Origin of the sequence: Humibacillus xanthopallidus (genome assembly GCF_006716675.1) — a bacterium.
GTDB classification, from domain to species: Bacteria; Actinomycetota; Actinomycetes; order Actinomycetales; family Dermatophilaceae; genus Humibacillus; species Humibacillus xanthopallidus_B.
The window spans coordinates 787,295-814,226 of the sequence record NZ_VFPM01000001.1 but is presented as its reverse complement, the minus strand read 5'-3'; the positions used below and the strand labels follow the sequence as shown (position 1 = coordinate 814,226).

The following is a 26,932-nucleotide window of genomic DNA, read 5'->3' as shown; positions in this document are numbered from 1 at the left end:
TCGCACGGCCGGCCGGCCGGCCGCTCAGCTCGGGCAGTCGTTGACCGGGAGGTCCCGTTGCGCGGCCCGGTTGGCCCGGAGGCTGCCGAGGGAGTCGATGGTCAGCACGATGAGCGCGAGCCACACGATGCCGAAGCCGACCCAGCGCTCCGCGGGCATGTGCTCACCGAGCAGCAGGACGGCGCAGAGCAGCTGCATGACCGGCGTGATGAACTGGATGAGCCCGATCGTGACGAGCGGGATGCGCCGGGCCGCGGCGGCGAAGCAGAGCAGCGGCAGCGCGGTCACGACACCGGACAGCACGAGCAGGCTCGTGTGCCACGGGCCGTGCTGCCCGAAGGCGAGACCGCCCTGCGCGCCGACGATGACGACGGCGGCGACCGCGACCGGTGCGAGCACGACCGTCTCGACGGTGAGGCCGTGCAGCGCCTCGAGGCTCACGCCGACCTTCTTCTTCGTCAGCCCGTAGAGCGCGAACGACAGCGCGAGCGTCAGCGCGATCCACGGCACGCGCCCGCCCGTCACCGCGAGGTAGATCCCGGCGGCCACGCCGATGCCGACCGCGACCCACTGGAGGCGGCGGAGCCGCTCACCGAGCACGATGACCCCGAGGGCGACCGTGACGAGCGGGTTGAGGAAGTAGCCGAGGGCCGCCTCCGACGTGTTGCCCGACGTCACCGCCGCGACGTAGACGACCCAGTTGACCGCGATGAGCACCGCGGCGACCGCCGTGCCTGCGAGCAGCCGGGGCCGGCGCAGCAGCGGCCCGATCCAGTCGAAGTCGCGTCGCACGAGCAGCACGAGGACGCAGAAGAGCATCGTCCAGAGGATGCGGTTCGCGAGGATCTCCCACGCTCCGGCGGGCTTGAGCGCGTCGAAGTAGAGCGGGAAGAGCCCCCATAGCCCGTATGCCGCGAAGCCGAGCAGGACGCCCCGCCTGACCTCGCGCGGGGGCGTGCTGCCACCGGGGACGAAGCCGCCGTCGAGGGGCCCGTCGAGCGCTCCCTCGGGCTCGGCGAGACCCGGCGTCTCGCCCGTGGCCCGCGTGTCGCGGGAGCTCACGCCCGCACGGTCCAGGTGTCCCGGCCGGCGAGGAGGGCGTCGATGTCGGCGTCGGTGACCTCGCCGGTGCGGGCGGACGCGATCTGCTCGCGCAGCGAGTCGTCGTAGGTCGGGCGGGCCACGTTGCGGAAGATCCCCATCGGCACGTGACCGAGGTCGGGGGAGTCGAGGCGCGAGAGCGCGAACGCCGCCGAAGGGTCGTCGGCGGCCGGGTCGTGCACGACGATGCGCGTCGGGTCGGCCTCTGCCCGCGGGGCCACGGTCATGACGCCCTGGTCGTCTCGCACCACCACGGTGTCACCGGCCGCAACCTCCTCGCCGTCGGTGAGGTGCAGGATGCGGGCCGCCGCCTCGGTGCGGTCCTTGAGGACGTCGAAGACCCCGTCGTTGAAGATCGGGCAGTTCTGGTAGATCTCGACGAGGGCCGAGCCGCGGTGCTCGGCCGCCGCGCGCAGCACCGCCGTCAGGTGCTGGCGGTCGGAGTCCATGGTCCGCGCGACGAAGGTCGCCTCGGCACCGAGGGCGAGCGAGACGGGGTTGAAGGGCCGGTCGAGCGAGCCGAGCGGGCTCGACTTCGTCACCTGCCCGACGTGCGAGGTGGGGGAGTACTGCCCCTTCGTCAGGCCGTAGATCTCGTTGTTGAAGAGCAGGATCTTGAGGTTGACGTTGCGGCGCAGCGCGTGGATGAGGTGGTTGCCACCGATCGAGAGCGCGTCGCCGTCACCGGTGACGACCCAGACCGAGAGGTCCTCGCGGGTGGCCGTGAGACCGGTCGCGATCGCGGGGGCGCGGCCGTGGATCGAGTGCATGCCGTAGGTGTCGAGGTAGTACGGGAAGCGCGAGCTGCACCCGATGCCCGAGACGAAGACGATGTTCTCGCGCTTGAGCCCGAGTTCGGGCAGGAATCCCTGGACGGCGGCGAGGATCGCGTAGTCGCCGCACCCCGGGCACCAGCGCACCTCCTGGTCGGAGGTGAAGTCCTTCTTCGTCAGCGCCGTGCCGTCGGCGAGGCGAGGCACGCCGGTGGTGCCGGAGGCCGCGTCGCGGGAGTCGACGGGCGCAGAGCCCGGGCCGGACGGCATACCGAGGTCGGTGGTCACTGTGCGGTCTCCTTCAGGGGCGCGTGCGAGACGGACGCGACGGCGGCGCTGATGACGTCGGCGAGATCGCCTGCCTGGAAAGGCAGCCCGCGCACCGACGTGTGCGACTCGATGTCGACGAGGTACTTCGCGCGCAGGAGCATCGAGAGCTGGCCGAGGTTCATCTCGGGGACGATGACGCGCTGGTAGCCGCGCAGCACCTCGCCGGTGTTGGCGGGGAACGGGTTGAGGTGGCGCAGGTGCGCCTGGGCGACCCGGCCTCCACGAGCGCGCGCCTCGCGCACCGCGGCGGCGATGGGTCCGTAGGTCGAGCCCCAGCCGACCACGAGCACCTCGGCGTCACGCGTCGGGTCGTCGACGGCGAGCGGAGCGATCGTGTCGGCGATGCCGTCGATCTTCGCCTGGCGCAGCCGGGTCATGTGGTCGTGGTTGTCGGGGTCGTAGGAGATGTTGCCCGTGACGTCGGCCTTCTCGATGCCACCGACGCGGTGCTCGAGGCCGGGAGTGCCGGGCACGGCCCACGGCCGGGCGAGGGTCTCGGGGTCGCGCAGGTAGGGGTGGAAGACCGGCGCGCCCTTGGCGTCGACGGCGTTGGGCTCGGTGGCGAACTCCACGGCGATGTCGGGCAGCTCGGCCGTGCGCGGCAGGCGCCACGGCTCCGAGCCGTTGGCGAGGTAGCCATCGGACAGGACGATGACCGGCGTGCGGTAGGTCGTCGCGATGCGCACCGCCTCGACGGCGATGTCGAAGCAGTCGGAGGGCGTCGACGGTGCGACGACCGCGACCGGCGACTCGCCGTTGCGGCCGAAGAGGGCCTGGAGGAGGTCGGCCTGCTCGGTCTTCGTAGGCAGGCCGGTCGAGGGGCCGCCGCGCTGGATGTCGCAGACGACGAGCGGCAGCTCGAGCGACACGGCGAGGCCGATCGTCTCGGCCTTGAGCGCGAGGCCCGGGCCGCTGGTCGTCGTGACGCCGAGCGCCCCGCCGAAGGAGGCGCCGAGGGCCGCCCCGACGCCGGCGATCTCGTCCTCGGCCTGCATCGTCGCGACGCCGTAGCGCTTGAGCCCGGCGAGGGTGTGGAGGATGTCGGAGGCCGGCGTGATCGGGTAGCTGCCGAGGAAGAGCGGCAGGCCGGCCCGGTGGGCGGCCGCGACGAGCCCGAGCGAGAGCGCCACGTTGCCCGTCACGTTGCGGTAGGTGCCCTCGCGCATCGTCGCCGGGGCGACCTCGTAGGACACGGCGAAGTCCTCGGTCGTCTCGCCGTAGTTGTACCCGGCCCGCAGCGCCGCGAGGTTGGCCTCGAGGATCTCGGGGCGGTCGGCGAACTTGCTCTTGAGGAAGGACTCGGTGCCCTCGGTCGGCCGCGTGTAGAGCCACGACAGGAGGCCGAGCGCGAACATGTTCTTGGCGCGCTCCTTCTCCTTGCGGGTCAGGTCGGTGAAGGAGGCGAGAGCCTCGACGGCGATCGAGGTGATCGCGACGGGGTGCACGTGCCACGCCTCGAGCGACCCGTCGTCGAGGGGGCTCACGGCATATCCGACCTTGGCGAGGTTGCGCTTGGTGAACTCGTCGGTGTTGACGATGATGCTCGCGCCGCGGGGCAGGTCGCCGAGGTTGGCGCGCAGGGCCGCGGGGTTCATCGCGACGAGCACGTCGGGGGCGTCGCCCGGGGTGAGCACGTCGTGGTCGGCGAAGTGTAGCTGGAAGCTCGAGACCCCGGGGAGGGTGCCCTGGGGCGCCCGGATCTCGGCGGGGAAGTTGGGCAGCGTCGAGAGGTCGTTGCCGAGCAGGGCCGTCTCCGACGTGAAGCGGTCGCCGGTCAGCTGCATGCCGTCGCCGGAGTCCCCGGCGAATCGGATGACCACGCGATCGAGCTTCTGGACCAGTTTCGTGCTCATGCGCTACGACGTCCTCGGGTTGTTGCTGCGGTAGCCGTCTGCCGGCGGAGATACCGGACCCAACGCTCTGGTGCGCCGGACGATTCCATGCTAGTTCGTGCTTTGACGCGTGTTCGGGAGGCTGCCACCTCGTGGACACGGATATCCGGGGTCGGCACAGGGCCGCGCGATCTGACTAGGCTGACCGGCATGGCCGGGTACCTCGTCGTCGCAGCAGTGGTCGGGGCGGGCGTCCTGCTCTTCGTGGCCGCCATGACGGCCCGCCGGCTGCTCGCGCCCCGGGCGCCCTGGGCCGCCAAGCTGACGACCTACGAGTCGGGCGTCGACCCCGTCGGCGTGGGCTGGGCGCAGACGAAGGTGCGCTACTTCGTCTTCAGCTTCCTCTACGTCATCTTCGCCGTCGACGCGATCTACCTCTTCCCGTGGGCGACGGTGCTCCGCTCGGCAGACCTCGGCCGGGCCAGCCTCGTCGAGATGGGCATCTTCATCGGCGTCATCGTGCTCGGGCTCGCCCACGCCGCCCGCCGCGGACTGCTGAGGTGGGTGTGATGGGCGTCGACCTGCCGATGCCGTCGGTGCGGCCCCCCGACATCTCCGTCGGGCCGGTCAGCGCCCACGCCCCGAAGCCGATCAAGGTCGTGCTCAACTGGGGCCGGCGCTACTCCCTGTGGGTCTTCAACTTCGGGCTCGCCTGCTGCGCCATCGAGTTCATCGCCGCCTCGATGGGCCGTCACGACTTCATGCGCCTCGGTGTCATCCCCTTCGCGCCCGGTCCGCGACAGGCCGACCTCATGGTCGTCTCGGGCACCGTCACCGACAAGATGGCGCCGGCGATCCGCCGCCTCTACGACCAGATGCCCGAGCCGAAGTACGTCATCTCCTTCGGCGCCTGCTCCAACTCCGGCGGGCCCTACTGGGACTCCTACTCCGTGACGAAGGGCGTCGACCAGATCATCCCCGTCGACGTCTACGTGCCCGGCTGCCCGCCGCGCCCCGAGGCGCTGCTCCACGGCATCATCCGCCTCCAGGAGCAGATCGCGAGCGAGCGGGTGAGCGCCCAGCGCATCACGGGCCGGTATGCCGGCTCGCGGGTCGGCAGCGCCGGTGACGTCCGTCGCCCCCTCCTGCGACGCGGCGCCCCCGCTGGGCGCGAGACCCCCACGACACGCATACCGCAGGCCGGCGACGGAGGTGACCGTTGAAGGTCACCGACGTGCGCGACGTGCCCTTCGGGGAGTGGTCGTCCACCGTCCTCGCGCTGCGCGAGGACGGCTACGCCTTCTTCGACTTCCTCACGGCCGTCGACCAGACCGACGCCGACGCCGACCCCGGCTTCGACGTCGTCTGCCACCTCATCGACCCGTCGCACCCGAGCGGCGCGGCCGGGCTGCGCTCGGTGCTGCTGCGCACGCGGGCCGTCGACGGGGTGGCGGTGCCCTCGCTGACGCCGATCTTCTCCGGCGCGGCCTGGCACGAGCGCGAGACCCACGAGATGTTCGGCCTCGACTTCGACGGCTTCGACGACGGCACCGGCCGGGGGTTGCGCCCGCTGCTGCTCCCCGAAGGCTTCGAGGGCACGCCGCTGCGCAAGTCCTTCGTGCTCGCCGCGCGGGCGTCGAAGCCGTGGCCGGGAGGCAAGGAGCCGGGAGAAGGTCACGAGAGCGCCCGGGCTCCCGGCCGTCGGCGGGTGCAGGCCCCGGGCGTCCCCGGGCCCGACTGGGGCCCCCGGGAGCCGTCGTCGTCCCGGGCGGTCGCCGAGGAGTCGACGTGAGCCCGTGGCTGGAGGCCGTCGTGCGCGCGGTCGCCGTGCTCGCCGCCTTCCTCAGCCTCCCGCTGCTCGTCGGGCAGACCGAGCACAAGGTGATGGCCCACATGCAGGGCCGTCTCGGGCCGATGTATGCCGGTGGCTTCCACGGGTGGGCCCAGCTCGTCGCTGACGGGGTGAAGTTCGTCCAGAAGGAGGACGTCGTGCCGGCGCGGGCCGACCGCGGTGTCTTCCGCCTCGCACCGGCCGTCGCCCTCATCCCCTACCTCGTGGCGCTCTCCGTCATCCCCCTCTCGCCGACCGTCGTCGGGGCCACGCTCGATGCGAGCGTCGTGCTCGTCCTCGCCGTCATCGGGGTCGGCATCATCGGCACCCTCATGGCCGGCTGGGCCTCGGCCAACAAGTACTCCCTCCTCGGCGGCATGCGCGCGGCCGCACAGCTCGTGTCCTACGAGCTGCCGATGGTGCTTGCCGTGGCGTCCGTCGCACTGGCAGCGGGGACCCTGTCGATCGTCGGCATCGCCGAGGCGTGGTCGCCGTGGTGGCTGCTCTGGCAGGCGCCGGGTGCCTTCGTCTTCCTCGTCGCGGCGCTCGCGGAGCTGCAGCGCCCGCCCTTCGACATGCCGGTCGCCGACAGCGAGATCGTCTTCGGGCCCTACACGGAGTACTCCGGGCTCCGCTTCGCCTTCTTCCTCCTCGCCGAGTACGCCGGCATCGTCGTCATGTCGCTGCTCTTCGCCGTGCTCTTTCTCGGGGGGTGGGCGGGCCCCTTCGAGTCGTGGCTCGGGTGGCTGTGGACGCTGCTCAAGGGCTTCGCCGTCGCCGTCGTCATGATCTGGATGCGGGTCTCGTGGCCGCGCATGCGCGAGGACCAGCTCCAGCGCCTCGCCTGGGTCTGGCTCGTGCCGATCGCCCTGCTCCAGCTCGCCCTCACGGCCGTCGGCGTGGTGATGACCTCGTGAACCCCTTGGGGCGGCAGAGCCCCGAAACAGAGACTCGACGACTGGAAAGGGGGTGACTCGCGGTGGCTGACGGCATCCTTCCCGGACTCGTCAAGGGCATGGCGACGACCGCCCGCTCGCTCACCCGGCGCGCCCACACGGCCGAGTACCCCGACGTGTCACCGGCGCTGCCCTCACGCTCCCGGGGTGTCATCGCGCTGACGGAGGAGAACTGCACCTCGTGCATGCTCTGCGCCCGCGAGTGCCCCGACTGGTGCATCTACATCGACTCCCACAAGGAGGAGGTGCCGCCCACGACCCCCGGCGGGCGTGCTCGCCAGCGCAACGTCCTCGACCGCTTCGCGATCGACTTCTCGCTCTGCATGTACTGCGGCATCTGCATCGAGGTGTGTCCCTTCGACGCCCTGCACTGGAGCCCCGAGTTCGAGTACGCCGAGCTCGACATCCGCGACCTGCTCCACGAGAAGGACCGGCTCGGGGCGTGGATGGCCACCGTGCCGCCGCCCGTCGCACTCGACCCCGGCAGCGCCGAGCCCGCCGAGGTCGCCGCTGCAGCCAAGCCCGCCCGGGCAGCCGGGGCAGCCGCGGGAGCCGGGGCGGCGGCCGCGCGACCCGCCCGGGTGCGCCCGGCGCGCGCGGGCACGCCCGCGCCGGCAACGGCGCCCGAGGTGTCGACGGGCACTCCCGAGCCCCCCACCGAGACGCTCGCGGCGCCTCCCGTCGCGGAGACGAAGCGCCTGCCGGTGGTCCGTGAACCCTCCGAGCAGACTTCTGAGCAGACCTCTGAGCAGACCCAGGTCCTGCCGACGACCGACCCGCGGGAGCCCGAGTGACGACCCGTGACATCGTCTTCGCTGCGGTGGGCGCGATCACGGCGCTCTCGGCGCTGCTGTCGGTGACGACGAAGCACGTCGTCCACTCCGCGCTGTGGCTGCTCGTCTCGCTCGGCACCCTGGCCGGTTGCTACCTCGTGCTCGGGCAGGAGCTCGTCGGGCTCGTCCAGCTGCTCGTCTACGTCGGCGCCATCGTCGTGCTCGTGCTCTTCGCCCTCATGCTGACCCGGGCCCCCATCGGCCCGCACGCCGAGATCGACACCCCGGCGTGGCAGCGCGTCGTGGGCGCGGTGCTCGGCGCCGCGACGACGGTCCTGCTCGCAGCGCTGCTGCTGCCGCTCTTCTCGGGCGTCACCGTCGACCTCGACGGGGGCGCCCCGGGTGGCACTCCGGCGATCGCCCAGGCGGTCTTCGGCACGTGGGTCTGGCCCTTCGAGCTGCTCTCGGTCCTGCTGCTCGTCGCCCTCATCGGGGCGTTCGCGGTGTCGCGGCTCGTCCTGCGCCGCGAGGACGAGAGCTCTGCGGCCCGCAGCGAGGTGCGCCCGTGATCCACCTCCAGCTGCCCGCCGTGCTCGCGGCCCTGCTCGCCGGCATCGGCGTCTACGGCGTGCTCGCGCGGCGCAACGCCGTCCTCATCCTCATCGGCGTCGAGCTCATCCTCAACGCCGCCAACCTCCTTCTCGTCACGGCGGGCTCTCGTCCCGGTGTGCCGTTCGCCGCAGGCCCGGTGCTGACGCTCTTCGTCATCACGATCGCCGCGGCCGAGATCACCGTCGCGCTCGCCGTCGTGCTCGTCCTCTTCCGCACGACCGGCGCCATCGACCTCACGGCGGTGCCCGACCTCACCGACGAGCCCGAGCCGGCACCCGCGCCCGGGCTCGAGCCGGCACCTCATCCCGCACCCGAGCTCGACCTCCGCGGCGAGGTGCGCTCATGAGCTGGATCGTGCGGATGATCGTCGTGCTGCCCGCCCTCGCCGCGCTCGCCGGACTCCTCGCGCGCCGCCAGCGCCTGCTCGCGGCCGGCATCGCGATCGGCACGTCGGCCTACGTCGCGGTGCTCGCCTTCATCCAGTGGGTGGCCCCGGCGCGCACGGCCGACATCGAGAGCATCGGCCACCTGTCGACCGGCTCACTACAGGTGCCGCTCCACCTGCTGTCCGACCGGCTCTCGGGCCTCGTCGCACTGGTCGTGGCCGTCGTCGTGCTCGCCATCCAGGTCTTCACCGCCTGGTACCTGCGCGACGACCCCCGCTACGGCCAGTTCGCGGCCACCGTCTCGCTCTTCGCCAGCGGCATGCTCCTGCTCGTCCAGGCCTCCGACCTCGTGCTCATCCTCGTCGGCTGGGAGATCATGGGCTGGTGCTCGTGGCTGCTCATCGGCCACGACAGCGAGCGGCCCGAGGCCCGCCGCGCCGCCTACAAGGCCTTCGTCGTCACGCGCGTGGCCGACATCGGCATGGTCGTCGGCCTCGTCGCGCTCGCCGTGCGCGCCGGAAGCACCGACCTCATCACCGTGCTGACGGCGAGCGGGCACGACACCGCGCTCACCGTCGGGCTCGTGGGCGTCATCATCGGCGTCGCCGGCAAGTCGGGTCTCATCCCCTTCCACGACTGGCTCCCCGACGCGATGGAGGGCCCCACGCCCGCCTCAGCCCTCATCCACGCCGCGACGATGGTGGCCGCGGGCAGCTACGTCATCGCCCGGCTCTTCTCGCTCTACGCCAGCCACGACGGCGCCCGCACCCTGCTCGCCGTCCTCGCCTCCGCGACGATGGTGTATGCCGCCCTCCTCGCCTTCGCGCAGACCGACCTCAAGCGGATGCTCGCCTACTCCACCCTCAGCCAGATCGCCATCATGCTCTCCGCCCTGGCCGCCGCGCCGCGCGACATCGGGTTTGCGCCCGCGATGTCGCACCTCGTCGGTCACGCCTTCTTCAAGGCGTTGCTCTTCCTCGGTGCGGGCTGGCTCTCGGTGCTCGCCGGTGCGACCGCCCTCGCCGCTCTCCGCGGGCGGCTGCACGGCCGGGGCGCGCTGCGCTGGTCGATGGCGCTCGGCCTCGCCGCGCTCGCCGGGGTGCCCCCGCTCATCGGCTTCTTCACCAAGGACACCGTCATCGACGCAGCCCTCGAGGGCGCGACGAGTGGCGGAGGCGCGCGCGCCTGGCTCGTCGTCATCGCCCTCTTCGTCACGGTCGTGCTGACCGCCGCCTACTGCGCCCGCGCCTGGCTGCTGCTCGACACACCGCTCGCGACGACCGAGCCCCGAGCGGGCACCGACGACCTCGCGATGTCCGCGCACCCCACGACGGCCGTGCACCCCACGACGACCGAGCCGGTCGCCGAGGAGGAGATCGCCGTCGTCACCGCCGCCGACACGGCCGACGACGCCGAGGTGGAGCGCGTCCACGCCCACGGCCACGCGCCGATCACCCTGGCGGCCGCGCTCTCGGTCGCGGTGCTCGCCGCCACCACCGTCTTCGGCACGCTGCTGCTCACGAGCCTGAGCGGCGCCATCCACGTCGGCCTCTTCACGGCCCTGCTCTCCGTCCTGCTCGTCGTCGGCGCGGCGTATGCCGTGTGGACCCTCAGCGACCGCGGCCGGCGCGACGTCGCCGACCGGGTGCCCGGCCACGTGCGCGACGCCGCGGTGCGCGGCTTCGGCGCCGACACGGCATACGTCGGTGTGGGGCGCGCGGTCACGGCGGTCGCACGCCTCGTCGTCGCGCTCGACCGAGACGTCGTCGACGCCTACCCCCGCGCGACGGTCGTCGCGGCCCGCGGGCTGGGGCAGGCGGGTGAGCGCAGCCACCGCGGGGTGCCGTCGCTCAGCCTCCTCGCGCTGCTCGCCGGCGTCGTCGTCATCGCGGTGCTGGGGGTGACGGCATGGCGCTGACCCTCATGCTCCTGCTGCCCCTTCTCGGTGCGGTCGCCCTCATCGCCATCCCGGGCGACGAGTCGCCCGTCGAGCGCTGGATCGCCCTCGGGACGACGGTGCTCACGGCGCTGCTCGCCGTCGTCGTCGTCGCGGGGCGCCACGAGGTCGACGCGCCGTGGATCCGCTCGCTCGGCATCCGCTGGCACTTCGGGGTCGACGGCATCTCGGCGGCACTGGTGCTGCTCACCGCCCTGCTCACCGTCGCCGTCGTCGTGCACGCGCTCGCCGGTCGCATCCCGGCCGGCGGGTCCGGCTCGACCTTCCTCGGGTGCATCCTGCTCGTCGAGACCGGCGCGCTCGCGACCTTCCTCGCGCGCGACGCGATCCTCTTCTTCATCGCCTTCGAGGTCGTGCTCGTGCCGATGTGGGTGCTCATCCGCAGCTTCGGCGACGACCACGTGCCCGACGAGCGGCGGTCCGACGCGTCGGGGCGTTTCGTGCTCTTCACGGTGCTCGGCTCGACGCTCATGCTCGTCGGCATCCTCTTCCTCGTGCACCACCAGGGCACCTCCGACCTCACGGAGCTCGCGCGCCTCCATGGCGAGGGCATCTCGCGCTCGCTCGAGACGGCCATCGCCGGGATGCTGCTGCTCGGCCTCGGCATCAAGGTGCCGCTCTGGCCCGTGCACACCTGGCTGCCACCCGCGCACACCGTGGCCCCGACGGCCGGCTCCGTGCTGCTCGCCGCCGTGCTGCTCAAGATGGGCACCTACGGCATCGTGCGGCTCGTCGTCGCGACGGTCCCGAGCGGGCTCGCCGCGCTGAGCCCGGTGCTCGCGATCCTCGGCGTGGTGGGCATCCTCTGGGGAGGGCTCGCGTGCCTCGTCGAGCGCGACCTCAAGCGGCTCATCGCCTACAGCTCCGTTGCCCACATGGGCTTCGTCGCGCTCGCCATCGCGTCCGGCAGCGACACCGGGCTGCAGGCGGCGCTGCTCGGCAACATCGCCCACGGCGTCGTCGCCGCCCTGCTCTTCTTCGTCGTCGGCGACCTCAAGGAGCAGTGGGGCTCCGCCGACCTGCGCACGGTGCGGGCCGGTCTGCGCGACACCTCCCCCCGCCTGGGGATCGTGCTGCTCATCGGCCTCGCGGCCGCACTCGGGCTGCCGGGTCTCGTCAGCTTCTGGGGCGAGTTCCTGGCCCTGTATGCCGCCTGGTCGCCGGCGCCCGACCGTCCCGCGATGCTCCTGCGCGTCTGTGTCGTCCTCGGCACCGTTGGGCTCGCGCTCGCGGCGGCCTACTCCCTGCGCGTCGCCCGGCTCGTGTGGTCGGGCGAGGCGGGCCGCTCGGCTGACGGCGCTGCCGGTCCGGGCGTCGCCGCGGGCGGAACGGGGACTGCCGCTGCTGCCGGGGGGCCGGTCGAGGGCATGACCGGCGCAGGGGCCGTCGTCGACGCCCGTGGTGCCCGGTGGGCCGTCGTGCTGACGCTCGCCGTCGTCATCGTCGTGCTCGGCGTCCTGCCGCAGCTGCTGCTCGGGGTGTCCGGCCCCGATGCGGCTCGGCTCATCACCGGGGCGGGGGTGCTGCCCTGATGCGTGTCTCCGTCGACGCCGCCGTGCTCTGGCCCGCCCTGCTGCCCATCGCCGGCCTCGTCCTCGTGCTCGTCGCCGACCTCGTGGCGCCGCGGCTGCGCCGTGCCCCCTACGCCATCGCCGGCCTCGCCTCGCTCGCGACCGTCCTCGCGACGGTCCCGGGGCTCGCCCAGGGCGGCGGATCGACCCGGTCGACGTTCTGCCTCACGACCACGGGCGGGGCCTCCGGTGGCATCAGCGCCGACCTGCCGCAGACCTGCCTCTGGCAGGCCGACGCGCTGACGTCGACGCTGCAGCTGGCAGCCGCCCTCGCCGCCGCCGTCTGCGTCGCCCTCGCCTGGCCGGGTGCCACCCGGCAGCGGCCCGCCGACGCGACGACCGAGCCGGTCGAGGCGGTGTTGCTCCTCGCGGCCCTCACCGGCACCGTCGTCGTCGCCGCGAGCCGCGACGTCGGCACCTGGCTGATCGCCCTCGAGCTCGCCACGCTGCCGGTCATCGTGCTCGTCGCCCTGTCGGGCCGGCGCTCCGCCGTGGCGGGGGCGACCCAGCTGCTCGTCACCTCCCTCGTCTCCTTCGCCCTGCTCGTGCTCGGGGTGGCCCTGTGGTTCGCCGCGACGGGCAGCCCCTTCCTCACGCCGGATGCCGCCCTGTCGTCGGGCCGGGCCCAGGGCGTGGGCTGGTTCGGCTCCGCGCCGCTCGGCTCAGCGGCCACGACCGCGGCGACCACCTCTGCCACCGTCGTCGCCTGGCCCTCGGTGTCGGGCGCCGTGCTGTCGCTCGGTGTCGTGCTGCTCCTCGCCGGCGTCGGCTTCAAGCTCTCCCTCGTGCCGTTCCACGCGTGGACGCCGACGGCCTACTCCGGCGCCTCGACCCCGGTCGCCGCCTTCCTCGCCACCGTGTCGAAGGTGGCCGCGCTCGCGGCGCTGCTCGTCGTGCTGCGGGCCGTCGCGGCGCTCGGAACCCCCGCCCTCATCTCGATCGGGGTGCTCGCGGCGCTCAGCATGACCCTGGGCAACCTCATGGCGCTGCTTCAGGACGATGTCGTGCGCCTGCTCGCGTGGTCGACCGTGGCACAGGCCGGCTGGGTCGTCATGCCGCTCGTCAGCGTGTCGGCGCTCGGTATCGGGGCGAGCGCGACCTACCTGCTCGCCTACGTCATCGGCACGCTCGTCGCCTTCGCGGTCGTGGCCGTCACGCTCCGCGAGCGTGCCGACGGGCGCACCCTCACGGCATACGACGGGCTCTGGCACCGCAAGCCGTGGCGGGCGGGGGCGCTCGTGCTCGCGCTCACCTCGCTCGCCGGCCTGCCGCCCGGCATCATCGGCCTCGTCGGCAAGGTCGTCGCCCTGCGTCCCGTCGTCGCCGAAGGGTGGGTGTGGCTCGCGGTCATCGCTGCGGTCAACGCCGTGATCGGGGTCGCCGTCTACCTGCGGTGGCTGCGCGGGGTGATCACGGCCCCGGACCGGAGTGCGGCAGCGGGTGCGGCAGCGGGTGCGGCAGCGGGTGCGGCAGCCGGTGCACCGGCCGGTGAGGGGGCGGCGGACGTCGAGAGGCGGCGCGTCGCGGTCGCCGGCCTGGTCCTCGCCGCAGCGGTCCTCGTCGTCGTCAGCGTGCAGCCGGACCTCGTCCTGCGCCTGCTCGGTTGACAGACGCCGACAGCCCCGGGGCGTGGGAGCCCCGGGGCCGTCGGCGGTCGAGTGGCGATCGACCGGTCCTGTTCGCGATCAGGTCGTGGGCACCGGCTGCGGGTCGGCGGCGGCGGCGACGGCTGCGTCGTCGGCCTGCTTCGCGTGCCGCAGGCCCATGATGCCGAGGGCGAGCAGCAGGGCAGCTCCGATGAGGGCGGCGATGCCGGCCCAGAGCGCGACCGTGCCCATGGTGTCGAAGGCGTAGGCGTTGAGCAGGAGGCCACGCAGCGTGTTGCCCATGAAGAGGCTCTGGCGCAGCTCACCGAGGGCGGCCACCGTCGCGGGGTCGGCGTTGGGGTCCTTCGCGGCCTTCATGTACTCGCCCGAGACCTCGGAGTAGGTCTTGTTGTTCGACTGCGTGTTCATGTGCACGAGGATGTAGTGGTCGGCGAAGGCCTTGGCCTGCGCGCCGTTCTCCATCGGCTGGCCGGCGTACTGGAGGAGCGCGTCCTTCTGCTCCTGGGTCTCGAGGGCGGCCGCGGCCGGCATCGTGATGTTCTGCTGGCTCAGCTGCTCCCTGACGTTGTTCGAGACAAAGCTGCTGGCGTAGATGAGCAGTCCGCCGGCGATCGCGAGCACGACGGCCATGATGAGGCCGGTCCAGGAGATCAGCTTGTCGAGTGTCTTGCGCATTTCTCGCTTCTTTCATCGGAAGGGTGTCGGTTTCCCCAACGAGCCCCAAACTACTACCGCACGTAGTAGTTAAGTTGCGTGTTCAATCGCCGGCGGGCCGAGATCTCGGTCACAGCCGGCTCATGTGCGGGACACAGACTCGTCCAGCTCGCTGCCCAACCCGCAGCCCGGCTCCGTGTCCCGTGGCCGGGTGCCCGGTGCCTGCCGGGCGCGGGTCCCGTGGGAACACGCACCCTCAACCACTCGTTCACCGGCTATGCACAACCACTACAACGGGCTCAAGACGGCCGCGCTCTTCGGCGGCATCTGGGCCCTGCTGCTCGGGATCGGCGCCCTCGTCGGCGGCGGCCGCTACATCTGGATCTTCGCCCTCATTGGTGTCGCGACCACCTTCTACGGCTACTGGAACAGCGACAAGCTCGCGATCCGCGCCATGCACGCCTACCCCGTGTCGGAGGCGCAGGCGCCGGAGATGTACCGCATCGTCCGCGAGCTCTCGACGGCGGCCGGCAAGCCGATGCCGCGCCTCTACGTCAGCCCGACGCAGGCCCCGAACGCCTTCGCGACCGGCCGCAACCCGCAGAACGCCGCCGTCTGCTGCACCGAGGGCATCCTCGGCCTTCTCGACGAGCGCGAGCTGCGCGGCGTCCTCGGTCACGAGCTCATGCACGTCTACAACCGCGACATCCTCACGAGCTCCGTCGCGGCGGCCATCGCCGGTGTCATCACCTCGATCGGGCAGATGCTGATGTTCACGAGCATCTTCGGCGGCGGCTCCGACGAGAACCGGCCCAACCCGCTGGCGCTGCTCGCGATGAGCCTGCTGGCGCCGCTCGCGGCGATGACGATCCAGATGGCGATCAGCCGCACCCGCGAGTACGACGCCGACGAGGACGGCGCCCGCCTCACGGGCGACCCGCTCGCCCTCGCCTCCGCCCTGCGAAAGCTCGAGGCGGGCGTCGCCCGGGCCCCGCTCGCCCCGTCCCAGGACGTCGTCAACGCCAGCCACATGATGATCGCGAGCCCGTTCCGGGCGCAGGACGTCACGCGGTTCCTGTCGACGCACCCGCCGATGGACCAGCGCATCGCGCGGCTCGAGAGCATGGCCGGCGGGCCGCTGCACCGCTGAGCCGACCGCGCGCGACCGCAACCCACGCGCCGTCGCCGCCCTCCATCTGGCAGGCTCGCCCCCATGCGCAGTCTCACCCTGGCCGAAGCCCGCGAGCGGGCAGCCCTGCTCACCGTCACGTCGTATGCCGTCGAGCTCGACCTCGACCAGGGCGCGGAGGTCTTCGGCTCGCACACGACGGTCCGCTTCGCGTGCAGCACCCCTGGTGCCGACTCGTGGGTCGACCTCAAGGCCCGCACGGTCGAGACCGTCAGCCTCAACGGTGTCGACCTCGACCCCGCTGACGTCGTCGACGGGCGCCTGCCGCTGACCGGCCTCGAGGCCGACAACGAGCTCGTCGTCGCCGCGACGATGGCCTACAGCCACGACGGCCAGGGCCTGCACCGGGCGACGGACCCCGCCGACCAGCGCGACTACGTCTACGGGCACCTCTTCCTCGACGCCGCGCCGAGCGTCTACGCCTGCTTCGACCAGCCCGACCTCAAGGCCCCCTACGACGTCGTCGTGCGGGCGCCGCTCGAGTGGACGGTCATCGGCAACGGAGCGGCCACCCGCACCGCACCGGGCACCTGGCGCCTCGCGACGACGAAGCCGCTCGCGACCTACTTCGTGACGGTGTGCGCCGGGCCCTACGTCTCCGTGCACGACGAGCACGACGGCATACCGCTCGGTCTGCACGCGCGGGCGTCGCTGCGCGAGCCCCTCGAGCGGCACGCCGCCGAGATCTTCGACGTGACGAAGCGGTCCTTCGACTACTTCCACGGGCTGTTCGGCATCCGCTACCCCTTCGGGGAGTACCACCAGGTCTTCGTGCCGGAGTTCAACGCCGGCGCGATGGAGAACCCGGGCTGCGTCACCTTCCGCGACCAGTACCTCTACCGCGGCTCGGCCACGCGCGACGAGCTGCTGACGCGCGCCAACACGGTGAGCCACGAGATGTCCCACATGTGGTTCGGCGACCTCGTGACGATGAAGTGGTGGGACGACCTCTGGCTCAACGAGTCCTTTGCGGAGTACATGTCGCACCGCTGTCTCGTCGACGCGACGGAGTATGCCGACGCCTGGGTCGACTCCTCGATCGTGCGCAAGGTCTGGGGATACGGCGCCGAGCGGTCACCCTCGACGCATCCCGTCGCGGGGGTCGAGGCCCTCGACGCGCAGAGCGCGCTGCAGAACTTCGACGGCATCTCCTACGCCAAGGGCGCGGCCGCGCTGCGCCAGCTCATCGCCCACGTCGGTGACGACCAGTTCATCGCCGGGGTGCGGGCCTACCTCACCGACAAGTCGTATGCGAACGGTACGCTCGCGGACTTCCTCGGCGCGATCGAGTCAGCGAGCGGCACGGACCTCGCGGCGTGGTCGCGGGCGTGGCTGCTGACGGCCGACCGCGACACCCTCTCGGTGCGCCTCGAGGAGCAGGGCGGCGTCATCGACTCCGCCGTCGCCGTGCGCGAGACGCCCGCGGACCGGCCGGCCGACCGGCCGCACACCTTCGACGTGGCGGGCTGGACCGACGGTCTCGAGGTGGCGCGGGTGACGACGACGGTCACGGCGCCCGAGACGCGGCTCGACGGGCTGCAGGGCGCTCCCGAGCCTGCCGTCGTCGTGCCCAACGCGAGCGACCTCACGTGGGCCCGGGTCCGGTTGTCCGACCGCACGCTCACCGCCCTCCCGAGCCAGCTCGCGCTCGTGCCGGACCAGCAGGCACGGGCCGTCGTCTGGAGCGCCCTCATCGACGGCGTGCACGGGGCAACGGTGTCACCCGACGCCTTCCTCGACGTCGTCGAGGCAGCCTGGCCCCACGAGACCAACTCCTCGATCCTCACCCGGGTCTCGGCCTACTCCGAGCACCGCATCGTGCCGTACTTCGTGCCACGGCCCGGCCAGGCCACCGCCCTCGCCCGCCTGGCGGCGAGCGGCCGGGCGCTGCTCGACACGGCGCCGTCGGGCAGCACCGAGTCGCTCGCAGCGGCACGCCTCGTGGCCGGAGCGAGCGACGACGAGGCCCTGCTGCGCGCCTGGGCCGACGGCGACTCGCTGCCCGACGGCCTCCAGGACGACGGCGACTTCCGCTGGATCGTCGTGCGCAACCTCGCCGCCCGCGGACTCATCGACGTCGCCGGGGTCGAGTCCTACCGCGCCAAGGACGACACGCTCCAGGGTGGCCTCAACGCGCTGATGTGCCGCGCGAGCCTGCCCGACCCGGTGGCCAAGGGCTGGGCGTGGGAGCAGCTGACGGGTCGGCACGGCCGGTCGAACTACGAGATGGTGCACCTCGCCCGCGGCTTCTGGAGCGCCCCCGACGACGCACTCGTCGCGGACTACGTGCCGCGCTACTTCACCGACGTGCCGGCCATGGCCGAGTGGGTCGGCGAGGACGCCCTCTCGCGGGTCGTGCTCGTCGCCTTCCCCAAGGTCTTCACCGAGCAGACCGCGGACCTCAGCGCGCGCACCCTCGAGCGCGACGACCTCACACCCGCCGTGCGGCGCTCGCTCGTCGACGCGGACGCGGAGCTGCGCGAGGCCCTCGCGTCGCGGGCGACCTTCGGCGCCGCCGTCTGATGGTCGCGGCCACCCCGGCCCGGCACGAGCTGCCCGAGGTCGTGCGGAGCGTGACCGCGGCCCACGTCGAGCTGCTCGGGGAGCGGCTGCCCGGGCTCCTCGAGGGCCTGCACCTGCACGGCTCGATCGGCTTCGACGGCGAGTTCTTCGCCGGGAGTGACATCGACTTCGTTGCGGTCGCCACGCGGCGGCCCACCGAGGCCGACATCGAGGTGCTGCGGCAGGTGCACGCGGCGCTCGACCGGCGGTGGCCGGAGCCCGCCTATGACGGCTTCTACATCATCGAGTCCGACCTCGCCGGGCGCCCGCAGGACGTGCCTGAGGGGCCGGGCGTGCTGCACCAGTGGTTCGACGTCGGCACCCACGTCGACGTCACGGACATCACCTGGCGAGAGCTGCGCGACCACGGGATCACCTTGTGCGGCAAGGAGCTTCACGATCTCGAGATCTGGAGTGACGACGTCGCTCTCCGCCGGGCCACGCGCGAGAACCTCGACACCTACTGGCGGGTGCAGCTCGAGGCGATGCACCACCACTCGCGCGAGGCCTCACTGCCTCAGGCGGCCGAGTGGGGCGGGCTGGGCGCACCGCGGCTCGTGCACCTGCTCGTCACGGGGGTGCCCACGTCCAAGTCGGGGGCCGGCCGGTGGGCGCTCGAGGCCTACCCCCGGCACCGCGAGCTCGTCGAGGAGGCCCTCCGCGTGCGGGAGCGTCCTGACGACCCGTCGACGTATGCCGCCGAGCCCGACCGTCGTCGCCGTGACCTCATCGCGCTGATGACCGAGGTCATCGCCGACGGCGTCGCCATGACGACACCTCCGCATCGGTGAGCCTCGAGCTGCACGAGATCAGCGCCATCGCCCTGCGCAGCGTGCGCTCCCCGAGCTCGAGACGGGTGGCTCCTTCGACCTCGGGCCGTCCCGGCTTCCCTCTGCATCGAGTCGCGGGGTGACTCAGCGGTGCGCTGGCACGCCCGTCGCCCGTCAGCGGTCGAAGGCGGTGGCGTGACGGGGCTCGTAGAGCATGACGTCGTCGGCCCCGGGGACCGCCAGCATGATGCAGAGGCCGAAACCGCGATCGACAGGCTCGCCCGTGAAACTCGCTCCGCGAGAGGCGAGCTCGCTCATCGTCGTGCGGAGGTCGTCGCACATGAGCGAGATCTCATGGTGTCGTGGCGTCGTCCACGACGAGGCCCCGGGGCCGCGCGTGGGGTGCACCCCGACCTCGCTCGGGCCCGTCGCGAAGATGAGCCAGGCATCCGTCCCGCCACCGCCGGTCTCGCTGTCCCCCCCGTCGTCGGTGGCGCGGTCAGTGGATCCGTCGTCGGCGACGAACGGCCACTGGAGGACGTCGCGGAAGAAGGCACGGGTCGCTGCGGCGTCGTCGGAGTAGACGAGGTTGTGCACGGCAGTGATCATGACCCGGACGTTACGCCCGGAGCGGGCCGGACGGCATACCCCCGGGGGAGGGGCCGCGGGGCGCGCAGGTCACCAGGGACTGGGCTCGTAGTCCTTGACGAAGCAGCCGTAGAGGTCCTCACCGGCCTCGCCGCGGACGATCGGGTCGTAGACGCGAGCCGCGCCGTCGACGAGGTCGAGCGGGGCGTGCCAGCCCTCGGCGGCGATGCGCAGCTTCTCGTCGTGCGGCCGCTCGTCGGTGATCCAGCCCGTGTCGACGGCCGTCATGAGGATGCGGTCGGACTCGAACATCTCGCCGGCGCTCGTGCGGGTCAGCATGTTGAGGGCGGCCTTGGCCATGTTGGTGTGCGGGTGGCCCGGGCCCTTGTAGCGCCGCGAGAACTGGCCCTCCATCGCCGAGACGTTGACGACGTAGGCGCGCCGGGCCCCGGCCGCGACCGCGGCTCGCATCGCCGGGCGCAGCCGCGAGACGAGGATGAAGGGAGCGGTCGAGTTGCACAGCTGCACCTCGAGCAGCTCGAGCGGGTCGACCTCCTCGACCTTCTGCGTCCACGAGTTCGTGCGCTGGAGGTCGGGCAGCAGGCCACCTGCATCGACGGCGGTGCCGGCGCGGTGCGCCTCGAGGCTCGCGTTGCCGGCGGAGAGTGCCAGCGCCGTCATCGACGCCGCCGTCTGGGCCGCGACGGCGTGCTCGAGCGACTCGCCGTCGTGGTGCGCGACGGCGTGCGTGTCGAGCGCGCCCGCGATCGAGGCGGGGTGGGCCTCGCTGATCCGGTCGAACGTCACCATCTCGGGCAGGGCCACGCCGTCGGGCAGCGGTGCGGACTCGAGCTCGACGAGGTTGCTGTAGGCGCCGGGGGAGCGGCGCACCGTCTGGGCCGCGTTGTTGATGAGGATGTCGAGCGGGCCGGCGGCGCTCACCTCGTCGGCGAGCGCGACGACCTGGGTGGGGTCGCGCAGGTCGATGCCGACGATCTTGAGCCGGTGGATCCAGTCCGCGCTGTCGTCCATCGCCGAGAAGCGGCGCATCGCGTCCTTGGGGAAGCGGGTCGTGATCGTCGTGTGGGCCCCGTCGCGGAGCAGCCGGAGGGCGATGTACATGCCGATCTTGGCCCGCCCGCCGGTGAGCAGCGCACGCTTGCCGGTGAGGTCGGTCCGCTGGTCGCGCTTGGCGTGCGAGCGGGCCGCGCAGTCGGGGCAGAGCCAGTGGTAGAACGCGTCGACGAGCGTGTAGTCGGACTTGCAGATGTAGCACCCGCGGGCGTTGACGAGCTCGCCGGCGTAGGCGCCCTTGGCGTTCGAGACGAGTGGGATGCCGCGGGTCTCGTCGTCGATGCGCATCGGCGACCCGGTGGCGGTGGACTGGATGACCTGGCGGTCGGCCTTGCGCTCGGCCCACGTCTTCGCGTTGCGCCGGTCCTTCTTCAGCCGCTTGTAGAGCAGGGAGGCGGCGCGCTTGAGGGTCTCGAAGTCCGGGTCGTCGAGATCGAGCCGCGGAGCCAGGTCGAGCACCCGCACCGCGGTCGCGACGTCGGCGGGGTCGAGGCGCGGGGTCGCCATCGGGTCCAGGGGGGTGTCGAACGTCGGGTCGAGCACGGGGTCGAGCACGGGGTCGGTCGCCTGCGGGTCACTCACCGGGAGAGCGTACGCGGTCGCAGGCTCCGGCCCCGAACGCGCGAACGCCGCCGCCACCCCTTCGCTCGGGACGAGGGTGGCGGCGGCGCGGTCGCGGCGGTTGCAGCTGCCGCGAGGGGCCTGCGGCCCGGGATGCCGCACAGGGGATTCGGCACCCCGGACGCAGGGGTCGAGATGGTCAGTTGCTCGTGGCGGGCTTCACCGCGAGGGTGACCTGCACGTCCTGGCGGGCGCCGTCGCGGATCAGGGTGACCGTCGCCGTGTCGCCGGCCGTCATGGCCCGGATCTGGGCGACGAGGGCCGTCGAGGAGTCGACCGGCTGGCCGTTGACGGCGATGATGACGTCACCGGTCTTGATGCCGGCCTTGGCGGCGGGGGTGCCGCTGTTGACCGCCGCGACCTGGGCGCCGGCGCGCTGCGCGGAGCCGTCCTTGACCGTCGTGTCCTTGGCGCTGACCCCGAGGAAGGCGTGCTCGGCCTGGCCGGTCTTGATCAGCTGCTGGGAGATGGACTTGGCCTCCTTGACGGGGATCGCGAAGCCGATGCCGATGTTGCCGCCCTGGGTGCCCTGGGCCGCGCCGAGCGAGGCGATGGCACTGTTGATGCCGACGAGCTCGCCCTTGGCGTTGACGAGGGCGCCACCGGAGTTGCCGGGGTTGATCGCGGCCGAGGTCTGGATCGCGTTGGTGACGACGGTGTCGCTCGAGGTCGAGCCGTTGGGCGAGGGGCTGGCCTCGCTCGTGCTGACCGGCCGGTTGAGGGCCGAGACGATGCCGGTGGTCACGGTGCCGGAGAGGCCGAGCGGGTTGCCGACGGCCATGACCGGGTCGCCCACCTTGAGGATAGAGCTGTCGCCGAGGCTGATCGGCGTGAGGTCGCTCGGGGCCGAGGTGAGCTTGATGACGGCGAGGTCGGTCGAGGGGTCGGTGCCGACGATGGTCGCGCCGTAGGTGCGGCCGTCGGCGAGGGTGACGCTGATCGCGCCGTTGCCGGTGGCGTCGCCGACGACGTGGTTGTTGGTCAGTACGTGGCCGTTCGTGTCGAGGATGACGCCGGAGCCGGCGCCGGAGCCCTGCTGCGTCGTCACGTCGATGCTGACGACGCTGGGCGAGACGGCCTTGGCGACGGCGGTCCAGTCCGGAGCCGTGGCGTTGCCCTGGATGACGGTCGGCGACGAGCCCTGGTTCTGCGTCGTCGTCGAGGTCGTCGTGGCCGGGGCGGGGCTCTCGGTGAGCTGCGTGACGGCATACGTGCCGCCGCTGGCGAGGACGGCTGCGAGCAGGGCCACGCCGGCGGTCCCGGCGAAGCCGCGACGCTCGCGACGCGGCGGCTCCGGCTTCTGGAAGCTCTGCCCGGCGGGCGGCGTCGGAGGAGCCGGCGGCATCGGGGCGCTCTGCTGGTAGTAGTCGGCAGCGCTCGGGATCTGCTGCGTGGGTTCCGTTGCCATGCTCATGGCTGCTCCTCCTGTGGGTCCTTCAAGCTCTTGTACCCATCACACCCGGGGAGCTTTTGACAGCGATGTGGCCTTCCTATGAACTGACTGTGCAGCGTGGGGGAGCGCCGCGCTGCCGTCGGAGGGAGCCGGCTGGACGGGCAGCTCGACGACGATCGTCGCGCCGCCGCCCGCGGTGTCGTCGACCCGGACGGTGCCGCCGTGCGAGGCCACGATGGCCTCGACGATGGCCAGACCCAGCCCGCTGCCACCGCCGCCCTTGCGGCTGCGCGACCAGTCGGCGCGGTAGAAGCGCTCGAAGACGTTCTGGCGGTCGGCGGCGGGGATGCCGGGGCCGTGGTCGCGCACGTGGAGCGCGACCCGGGCGGGCGTGCTCCCCGGGACCGGGCCGACGAGGATCTCGACCGGCGTGCCCGCCGGGGTGTGGACCCGGGCGTTGGTCACGAGGTTGGTGACGACCTGCCGCAGCTGCCGCTCGTCCGCGATGAGCTCGGTCGGCTCGATCGGCCCCCGGATGCCGGTGGCCGTGAACGGGCGGGCCGGGTCGATCGTGCGCGCGTCCTGGGCGGCGTCGGCAGCAAGGACGGCGAGGTCGACGGTCTGCAGCTCGAGGGGCCGCTCGCCGTCGAGGCGGGCGAGGGTGAGCAGGTCCTCGACGAGGCCGCTCATCCGGTGGCTCTCGCTCTCGATGCGGCCCATCGCCCCGGCGACGGCCTCGGACGAGGGCAGCGCGCCCTGGCGGTAGAGCTCGGCGTAGCCGCTGACGGCTGCGAGCGGGGTGCGCAGCTCGTGGGAGGCGTCGGCGATGAAGCGGCGCATGCGGGCCTCGTTGGCCTGGCGCACGGTGAAGCTCTGCTCGATCCGCGCCAGCATCTGGTTGAGCGACCGCGACAGCGAGGCGACCTCGTCGTCGGTCTCCGGCACGTCGACGCGGCGGGTCAGGTCACCGGCGGCGATGCCTGCGGCGGTGTCCTCGATCCGCGTGAGCGGCCGGAAGGTGCGGCCGATGAGGAACCACCCCAGCACGGCGCACGCGAGCAGCGCGATGGCACCGATGGCCGCGGCATACCAGAGGAACTGGGTGACGGTGCGCTCGAGCTGGCGCAGCGGGAGCGCGACGACCTGGATGTGCTGGCGTGCCGCGTCGAGCTGGGCGACGGCGAGCCACTGGCCGTCCCCACCTTGCGAGCCGACCGTGAACGTCGTGCCCTTCGTGACGCGCGGATCGGTGCGCGTGAGCGGGGGCAGGGCGGCCGGGTGCGGCTCGAGGACCGCCTCACCGATGGACTCGACGGTGCCGTCCTCGAGGTGGATGGTGCGCACCGTGAAGCCGGTGGGCAGTCGCGGCTTGACGCTGCCGAGCTCGGTCGTCTCGTCGCTCGTGATGCTGGCGATGCTCGCGGCGTAGACCTTGAGCTCCTGCTCGGTCTGGCCCATGAGGTAGCGCGTGAGCAGCACGGAGACGACGAAGGTCGTCAGCGCGAGCGCGACGGCGATGAGACCGAGGGCGACGCCGAGCAGGCGCCACCGCAGGGGCAGCGCCCGCATCCGGCGGGGGAGGGCGCGCACCCCTCTCGCGGTCGTCGACGCCACGGCGCCGCTCAGACGGTGGTCAGCTCGGGCGGCACCCGAAGAACGTAGCCCACGCCACGCTTCGTGTGGATGAGGGAGGGCCCGTCGGCATCGATCTTGCGCCGCAGGTAGGAGATGTAGGACTCGACGATGCCGGACTCGCCGCGGAAGTCGTAGTCCCACACGTGGTCGAGGATCTGCAGCTTGGACAGCACCCGGTTGGGGTTGAGGAGCAGGTAGCGCAGCAGCTTGAACTCCGTGGGCGACAGGTCGATGACCCGGCCACCGCGGCGCACCTCGTGCGAGTCCTCGTTGAGCTCGAGGTCGTGGAAGCGCAGGGTCGAGCCCTCGTCGGCGCCCCCACGGGTGCGGCGCAGGACGGCGCGGATGCGGGCGATGACCTCTTCGAGGCTGAAGGGCTTCGTCACGTAGTCGTCGCCGCCGACCGTGAGGCCGGCGATCTTGTCGCCCGTGGCGTCGCGCGCCGTGACGAAGACGATGGGCTGCTGGCGACCGCGGTCGCGCAGTCGCCGGGTCACCTCGAAGCCGTCGACGTCGGGCAGCATGACGTCGAGCACGACGAGGTCGGGCTCGCCCTCCTCGGCGAGGGCCAGGGCGGTCGCGCCGTCGCCGGCGGTCTCCACCTCGAAGCCGGCGAAACGGAGCGAGGTCGCGAGCAGCTCGCGGATGTTGGGCTCGTCCTCGACGACGAGCAACCGTGCCTCGGGGGCGGGCGTCTGGGTCTCCACGTCGTCAGTCTCCGCATGTTTGCTGGGAGATTCCTGAGAACGTGACCGACGAGACGACGTCAGCGCTTGCGGGCCTTGTCGAGGACTTTCTGGAAGTCCTTCTTGCACATCGACCCGCAGTCCTGCTTGCCGAGTCGGTGGAGGACCACGGGGCACTTGACGCACCGCGTGCGCTTCTTGCAGCACTTCGACTTCGGCTTGATGCGGCCGATGTCCTTCGCCTTGAGCTTGCCCACGGCGACGATGGTAATTAGGTAAGGCTGTCCTGACCTAATCGCGTCGCAGGGTGAGACAGCCGACGGTGCCGCCGACTCGTGTCAGCGCGCGATCAGAGGTCGTCGGCGTCGACGATCCGGTAGGCGTAGCCCTGCTCGGCGAGGAAGCGCTGGCGGTGTGCGGCGAAGTCGGCGTCGACGGTGTCGCGCGAGACGATCGTGTAGAAGTGCGCCGTGCGGCCGTCGCCCTTGGGGCGCAGCACCCGGCCGAGGCGCTGGGCCTCCTCCTGCCGCGAGCCGAAGGTGCCGCTGATCTGGATCGCGACGCTCGCCTCGGGCAGGTCGATGGAGAAGTTCGCGACCTTGCTGACGACGAGCGTCGTGATGTCGCCGGCGCGGAAGGCGTCGTAGAGCCGCTGGCGCTCGCGGACCGTCGTCTCGCCGGTGATGACCTCGGCGCCGAGGCGCTCGGCCACCTCGTGCAGCTGGTCGAGGTACTGCCCGATGACGAGCGTCGGCTCCCCGGTATGCCGCTGCGCGAGCTTCTCGACGACCGGCAGCTTCGCGTCGGAGCACGACGCGAGGCGGTAGCGCTCCTCGGGCTCGCTCACGGCATACGCGAGGCGCTGGCCCTCGGGCAGCGTGACGCGCACCTCGACGCAGTCGGCGGGAGCGATGTAGCCCTGCGCCTCGATGTCCTTCCACGGGGCGTCGAAGCGCTTGGGGCCGATGAGGCTGAAGACGTCGGCCTCGCGGCCGTCCTCGCGCACGAGGGTCGCGGTGAGGCCGAGCCGGCGGCGCGCCTGAAGGTCCGCGGTCATCCGGAAGATCGGTGCCGGAAGGAGGTGGACCTCGTCATAGACGACGAGTCCCCAGTCGCGGGCGTCGAGCAGGTCGAGGTGGGTGTAGGCGCCCTTCCGCCGGGTCGTCAGCACCTGGTAGGTCGCGATGGTGACGGGCCGGATCTCCTTGCGGGCGCCGGAGTACTCGCCGATCTCGTCCTCGGTCAGCGTCGTCCGCTTGATCAGCTCGTCCTTCCACTGCCGTGCGCTCACGGTGTTCGTGACGAGGATGAGCGTCGTCGCCTTGGCGGCCGCCATCGCGCCGGCGCCGACGAGCGTCTTGCCCGCGCCGCAGGGCAGCACGACGACGCCCGAGCCGCCGTGCCAGAAGCCGTCGACGGCCTGCTGCTGGTAGGGCCGCAGGTGCCAGCCGTCCTGCTGGAGGCCGATCGGGTGCGCCTCGCCGTCGACGTAGCCGGCGAGGTCCTCCGCCGGCCAGCCCACCTTGAGCAGCTCCTGCTTGAGGGTGCCGCGCTCGCTCGGGTGCACGACGACGGCGAGCTCGTCGATGCGCTCGCCGACGAGCGGGCGGATCTTCTTGTGCCGCAGGACCTCCTCGAGCACCGGGCGGTCGGTCGTGCGCAGCACGAGGCGGGTGCCCTCGGCCGAGTCCGCCAGCCCCTCCTTCTCGAGGGTGAGGCGGCCGTACCGGTCCATCGTGTCGGCCACGTCGACGAGCAGGGCGTGTGGGACGGCATACCTGCTGTGGGTCATGAGCGCGTCGACGACCTGCTCGGCGTCGTGCCCGGCGGCGCGCGCGTTCCACAGGCCGAGCGGGGTGATCCGGTAGGTGTGGACGTGCTCGGGGGCGCGCTCGAGCTCGGCGAAGGGTGCGATCGCGCGGCGCGCGGCCTCGGCGCTCGGGTGGTCGACCTCGAGGAGGAGGGTCTTGTCGCTCTGGACGATCAGGGGTCCGTCATTCATCGTCGTGCTCAACCCCGCTGTCGGTTCGA

24 protein-coding genes are annotated in these 26,932 nt (G+C 72.2%); 13 read left to right on the top strand and 11 right to left on the bottom strand.

The genetic code is table 11. The features are described 5' to 3' along the window. Positions 1-24 precede the first annotated feature (24 nt). From rarD to FBY41_RS03385, 3 genes are read right to left on the bottom strand one after another with little or no spacing between them, the layout of a single operon-like run. Positions 25-1,062 (bottom strand): EamA family transporter RarD, encoded by a 1,038-nt coding sequence (gene rarD / locus FBY41_RS03395; protein ID WP_375869854.1) that lies wholly within the window; start codon positions 1,060-1,062, stop codon positions 25-27. Continuing rightward, positions 1,059-2,162, bottom strand: a complete 1,104-nt coding sequence (locus tag FBY41_RS03390) for a 2-oxoacid:ferredoxin oxidoreductase subunit beta (RefSeq protein WP_260439534.1) — start codon at positions 2,160-2,162, stop codon at positions 1,059-1,061. Before FBY41_RS03390 ends, rarD begins: the two co-directional genes overlap by 4 nt. Then, positions 2,159-4,057 carry a 2-oxoacid:acceptor oxidoreductase subunit alpha gene (locus FBY41_RS03385; protein ID WP_141841980.1) on the bottom strand — a complete coding sequence of 633 codons (1,899 nt, stop codon included), beginning with the start codon at positions 4,055-4,057 and terminating at the stop codon, positions 2,159-2,161. Before FBY41_RS03385 ends, FBY41_RS03390 begins: the two co-directional genes overlap by 4 nt. 189 nt (positions 4,058-4,246) lie before the next feature. Between FBY41_RS03385 and FBY41_RS03380 the strand changes: the two genes are divergently transcribed. The 10 genes from FBY41_RS03380 to FBY41_RS03335 all read left to right on the top strand — a co-directional run bounded on the left by FBY41_RS03380 (position 4,247) and on the right by FBY41_RS03335 (position 13,729). After that, positions 4,247-4,606, top strand: coding sequence for an NADH-quinone oxidoreductase subunit A (locus tag FBY41_RS03380; RefSeq protein ID WP_141841979.1), 360 nt, complete (start codon positions 4,247-4,249; stop codon positions 4,604-4,606). Beyond that, the gene (locus FBY41_RS03375; protein WP_311769351.1) at positions 4,606-5,259 is read left to right on the top strand and encodes an NADH-quinone oxidoreductase subunit B; all 654 of its coding nucleotides are present in this window, start codon (positions 4,606-4,608) and stop codon (positions 5,257-5,259) included. The genes FBY41_RS03380 and FBY41_RS03375 overlap by 1 nt, the downstream gene beginning before the upstream one ends. After that, complete coding sequence (locus tag FBY41_RS03370; protein WP_141841978.1) at positions 5,256-5,828, top strand: NADH-quinone oxidoreductase subunit C; 573 nt, start codon at positions 5,256-5,258, stop codon at positions 5,826-5,828. The genes FBY41_RS03375 and FBY41_RS03370 overlap by 4 nt, the downstream gene beginning before the upstream one ends. Beyond that, complete coding sequence (gene nuoH / locus FBY41_RS03365) at positions 5,825-6,784, top strand: NADH-quinone oxidoreductase subunit NuoH (RefSeq protein ID WP_141841977.1); 960 nt, start codon at positions 5,825-5,827, stop codon at positions 6,782-6,784. The genes FBY41_RS03370 and nuoH overlap by 4 nt, the downstream gene beginning before the upstream one ends. Before the next feature lie 62 nt (positions 6,785-6,846). Beyond that, positions 6,847-7,617 carry a NuoI/complex I 23 kDa subunit family protein gene (locus tag FBY41_RS03360; protein WP_185748870.1) on the top strand — a complete coding sequence of 257 codons (771 nt, stop codon included), beginning with the start codon at positions 6,847-6,849 and terminating at the stop codon, positions 7,615-7,617. After that, the gene (locus FBY41_RS03355) at positions 7,614-8,165 is read left to right on the top strand and encodes an NADH-quinone oxidoreductase subunit J family protein (protein ID WP_141841976.1); all 552 of its coding nucleotides are present in this window, start codon (positions 7,614-7,616) and stop codon (positions 8,163-8,165) included. The genes FBY41_RS03360 and FBY41_RS03355 overlap by 4 nt, the downstream gene beginning before the upstream one ends. Next, positions 8,162-8,554, top strand: coding sequence for an NADH-quinone oxidoreductase subunit NuoK (gene nuoK, locus FBY41_RS03350; protein WP_185748869.1), 393 nt, complete (start codon positions 8,162-8,164; stop codon positions 8,552-8,554). The genes FBY41_RS03355 and nuoK overlap by 4 nt, the downstream gene beginning before the upstream one ends. Then, entirely contained in the window at positions 8,551-10,512 is a 1,962-nt protein-coding gene (locus tag FBY41_RS03345) for an NADH-quinone oxidoreductase subunit 5 family protein (RefSeq protein ID WP_141841975.1), read from the top strand. Before nuoK ends, FBY41_RS03345 begins: the two co-directional genes overlap by 4 nt. Continuing rightward, complete coding sequence (locus FBY41_RS03340; protein WP_141841974.1) at positions 10,503-12,083, top strand: complex I subunit 4 family protein; 1,581 nt, start codon at positions 10,503-10,505, stop codon at positions 12,081-12,083. Before FBY41_RS03345 ends, FBY41_RS03340 begins: the two co-directional genes overlap by 10 nt. Next, positions 12,083-13,729 carry an NADH-quinone oxidoreductase subunit N gene (locus FBY41_RS03335; protein WP_260439533.1) on the top strand — a complete coding sequence of 549 codons (1,647 nt, stop codon included), beginning with the start codon at positions 12,083-12,085 and terminating at the stop codon, positions 13,727-13,729. The genes FBY41_RS03340 and FBY41_RS03335 overlap by 1 nt, the downstream gene beginning before the upstream one ends. A 78-nt stretch (positions 13,730-13,807) precedes the next feature. Here FBY41_RS03335 and FBY41_RS03330 read toward each other — a convergent pair whose 3' ends face one another. Next, positions 13,808-14,404 (bottom strand): hypothetical protein, encoded by a 597-nt coding sequence (locus FBY41_RS03330; protein WP_141841973.1) that lies wholly within the window; start codon positions 14,402-14,404, stop codon positions 13,808-13,810. Positions 14,405-14,660: 256 nt separating this feature from the next. Between FBY41_RS03330 and htpX the strand changes: the two genes are divergently transcribed. From htpX to FBY41_RS03315, 3 genes are all read left to right on the top strand, one after another. Then, on the top strand, positions 14,661-15,533 hold the full coding sequence (htpX, locus tag FBY41_RS03325) for a zinc metalloprotease HtpX (RefSeq protein WP_141841972.1): 873 nt from the start codon (positions 14,661-14,663) through the stop codon (positions 15,531-15,533). Positions 15,534-15,596: 63 nt separating this feature from the next. Next, the gene (pepN, locus tag FBY41_RS03320) at positions 15,597-18,095 is read left to right on the top strand and encodes an aminopeptidase N (protein WP_141841971.1); all 2,499 of its coding nucleotides are present in this window, start codon (positions 15,597-15,599) and stop codon (positions 18,093-18,095) included. After that, complete coding sequence (locus tag FBY41_RS03315; RefSeq protein WP_185748868.1) at positions 18,095-18,925, top strand: hypothetical protein; 831 nt, start codon at positions 18,095-18,097, stop codon at positions 18,923-18,925. Before pepN ends, FBY41_RS03315 begins: the two co-directional genes overlap by 1 nt. A 153-nt stretch (positions 18,926-19,078) precedes the next feature. On the opposite strand, the gene FBY41_RS03310 is transcribed toward FBY41_RS03315, so the two are convergent. The 7 genes from FBY41_RS03310 to FBY41_RS03285 form a co-directional block, all read right to left on the bottom strand. Then, on the bottom strand, positions 19,079-19,513 hold the full coding sequence (locus tag FBY41_RS03310) for a VOC family protein (protein ID WP_141841969.1): 435 nt from the start codon (positions 19,511-19,513) through the stop codon (positions 19,079-19,081). A gap of 69 nt (positions 19,514-19,582) precedes the next feature. Continuing rightward, positions 19,583-21,073: an SDR family NAD(P)-dependent oxidoreductase gene (locus tag FBY41_RS03305; RefSeq protein WP_141843070.1), complete on the bottom strand. Its 1,491-nt coding sequence runs from the start codon at positions 21,071-21,073 to the stop codon at positions 19,583-19,585. A gap of 253 nt (positions 21,074-21,326) precedes the next feature. Beyond that, positions 21,327-22,601 carry a S1C family serine protease gene (locus FBY41_RS03300; protein WP_141841968.1) on the bottom strand — a complete coding sequence of 425 codons (1,275 nt, stop codon included), beginning with the start codon at positions 22,599-22,601 and terminating at the stop codon, positions 21,327-21,329. A gap of 39 nt (positions 22,602-22,640) precedes the next feature. Then, on the bottom strand, positions 22,641-24,194 hold the full coding sequence (locus tag FBY41_RS03295) for a sensor histidine kinase (protein WP_260439532.1): 1,554 nt from the start codon (positions 24,192-24,194) through the stop codon (positions 22,641-22,643). A gap of 8 nt (positions 24,195-24,202) precedes the next feature. Beyond that, a complete protein-coding gene (locus tag FBY41_RS03290) occupies positions 24,203-24,922 on the bottom strand; it encodes a response regulator transcription factor (protein WP_141824700.1) in 720 nt (239 codons plus the stop codon). Between the two features lie 59 nt (positions 24,923-24,981). Next, the gene (locus FBY41_RS23275) at positions 24,982-25,158 is read right to left on the bottom strand and encodes a hypothetical protein (protein WP_185748867.1); all 177 of its coding nucleotides are present in this window, start codon (positions 25,156-25,158) and stop codon (positions 24,982-24,984) included. A gap of 92 nt (positions 25,159-25,250) precedes the next feature. Then, complete coding sequence (locus FBY41_RS03285; protein ID WP_141841967.1) at positions 25,251-26,903, bottom strand: DNA repair helicase XPB; 1,653 nt, start codon at positions 26,901-26,903, stop codon at positions 25,251-25,253. Between the last annotated feature and the right edge of the window lie 29 nt (positions 26,904-26,932).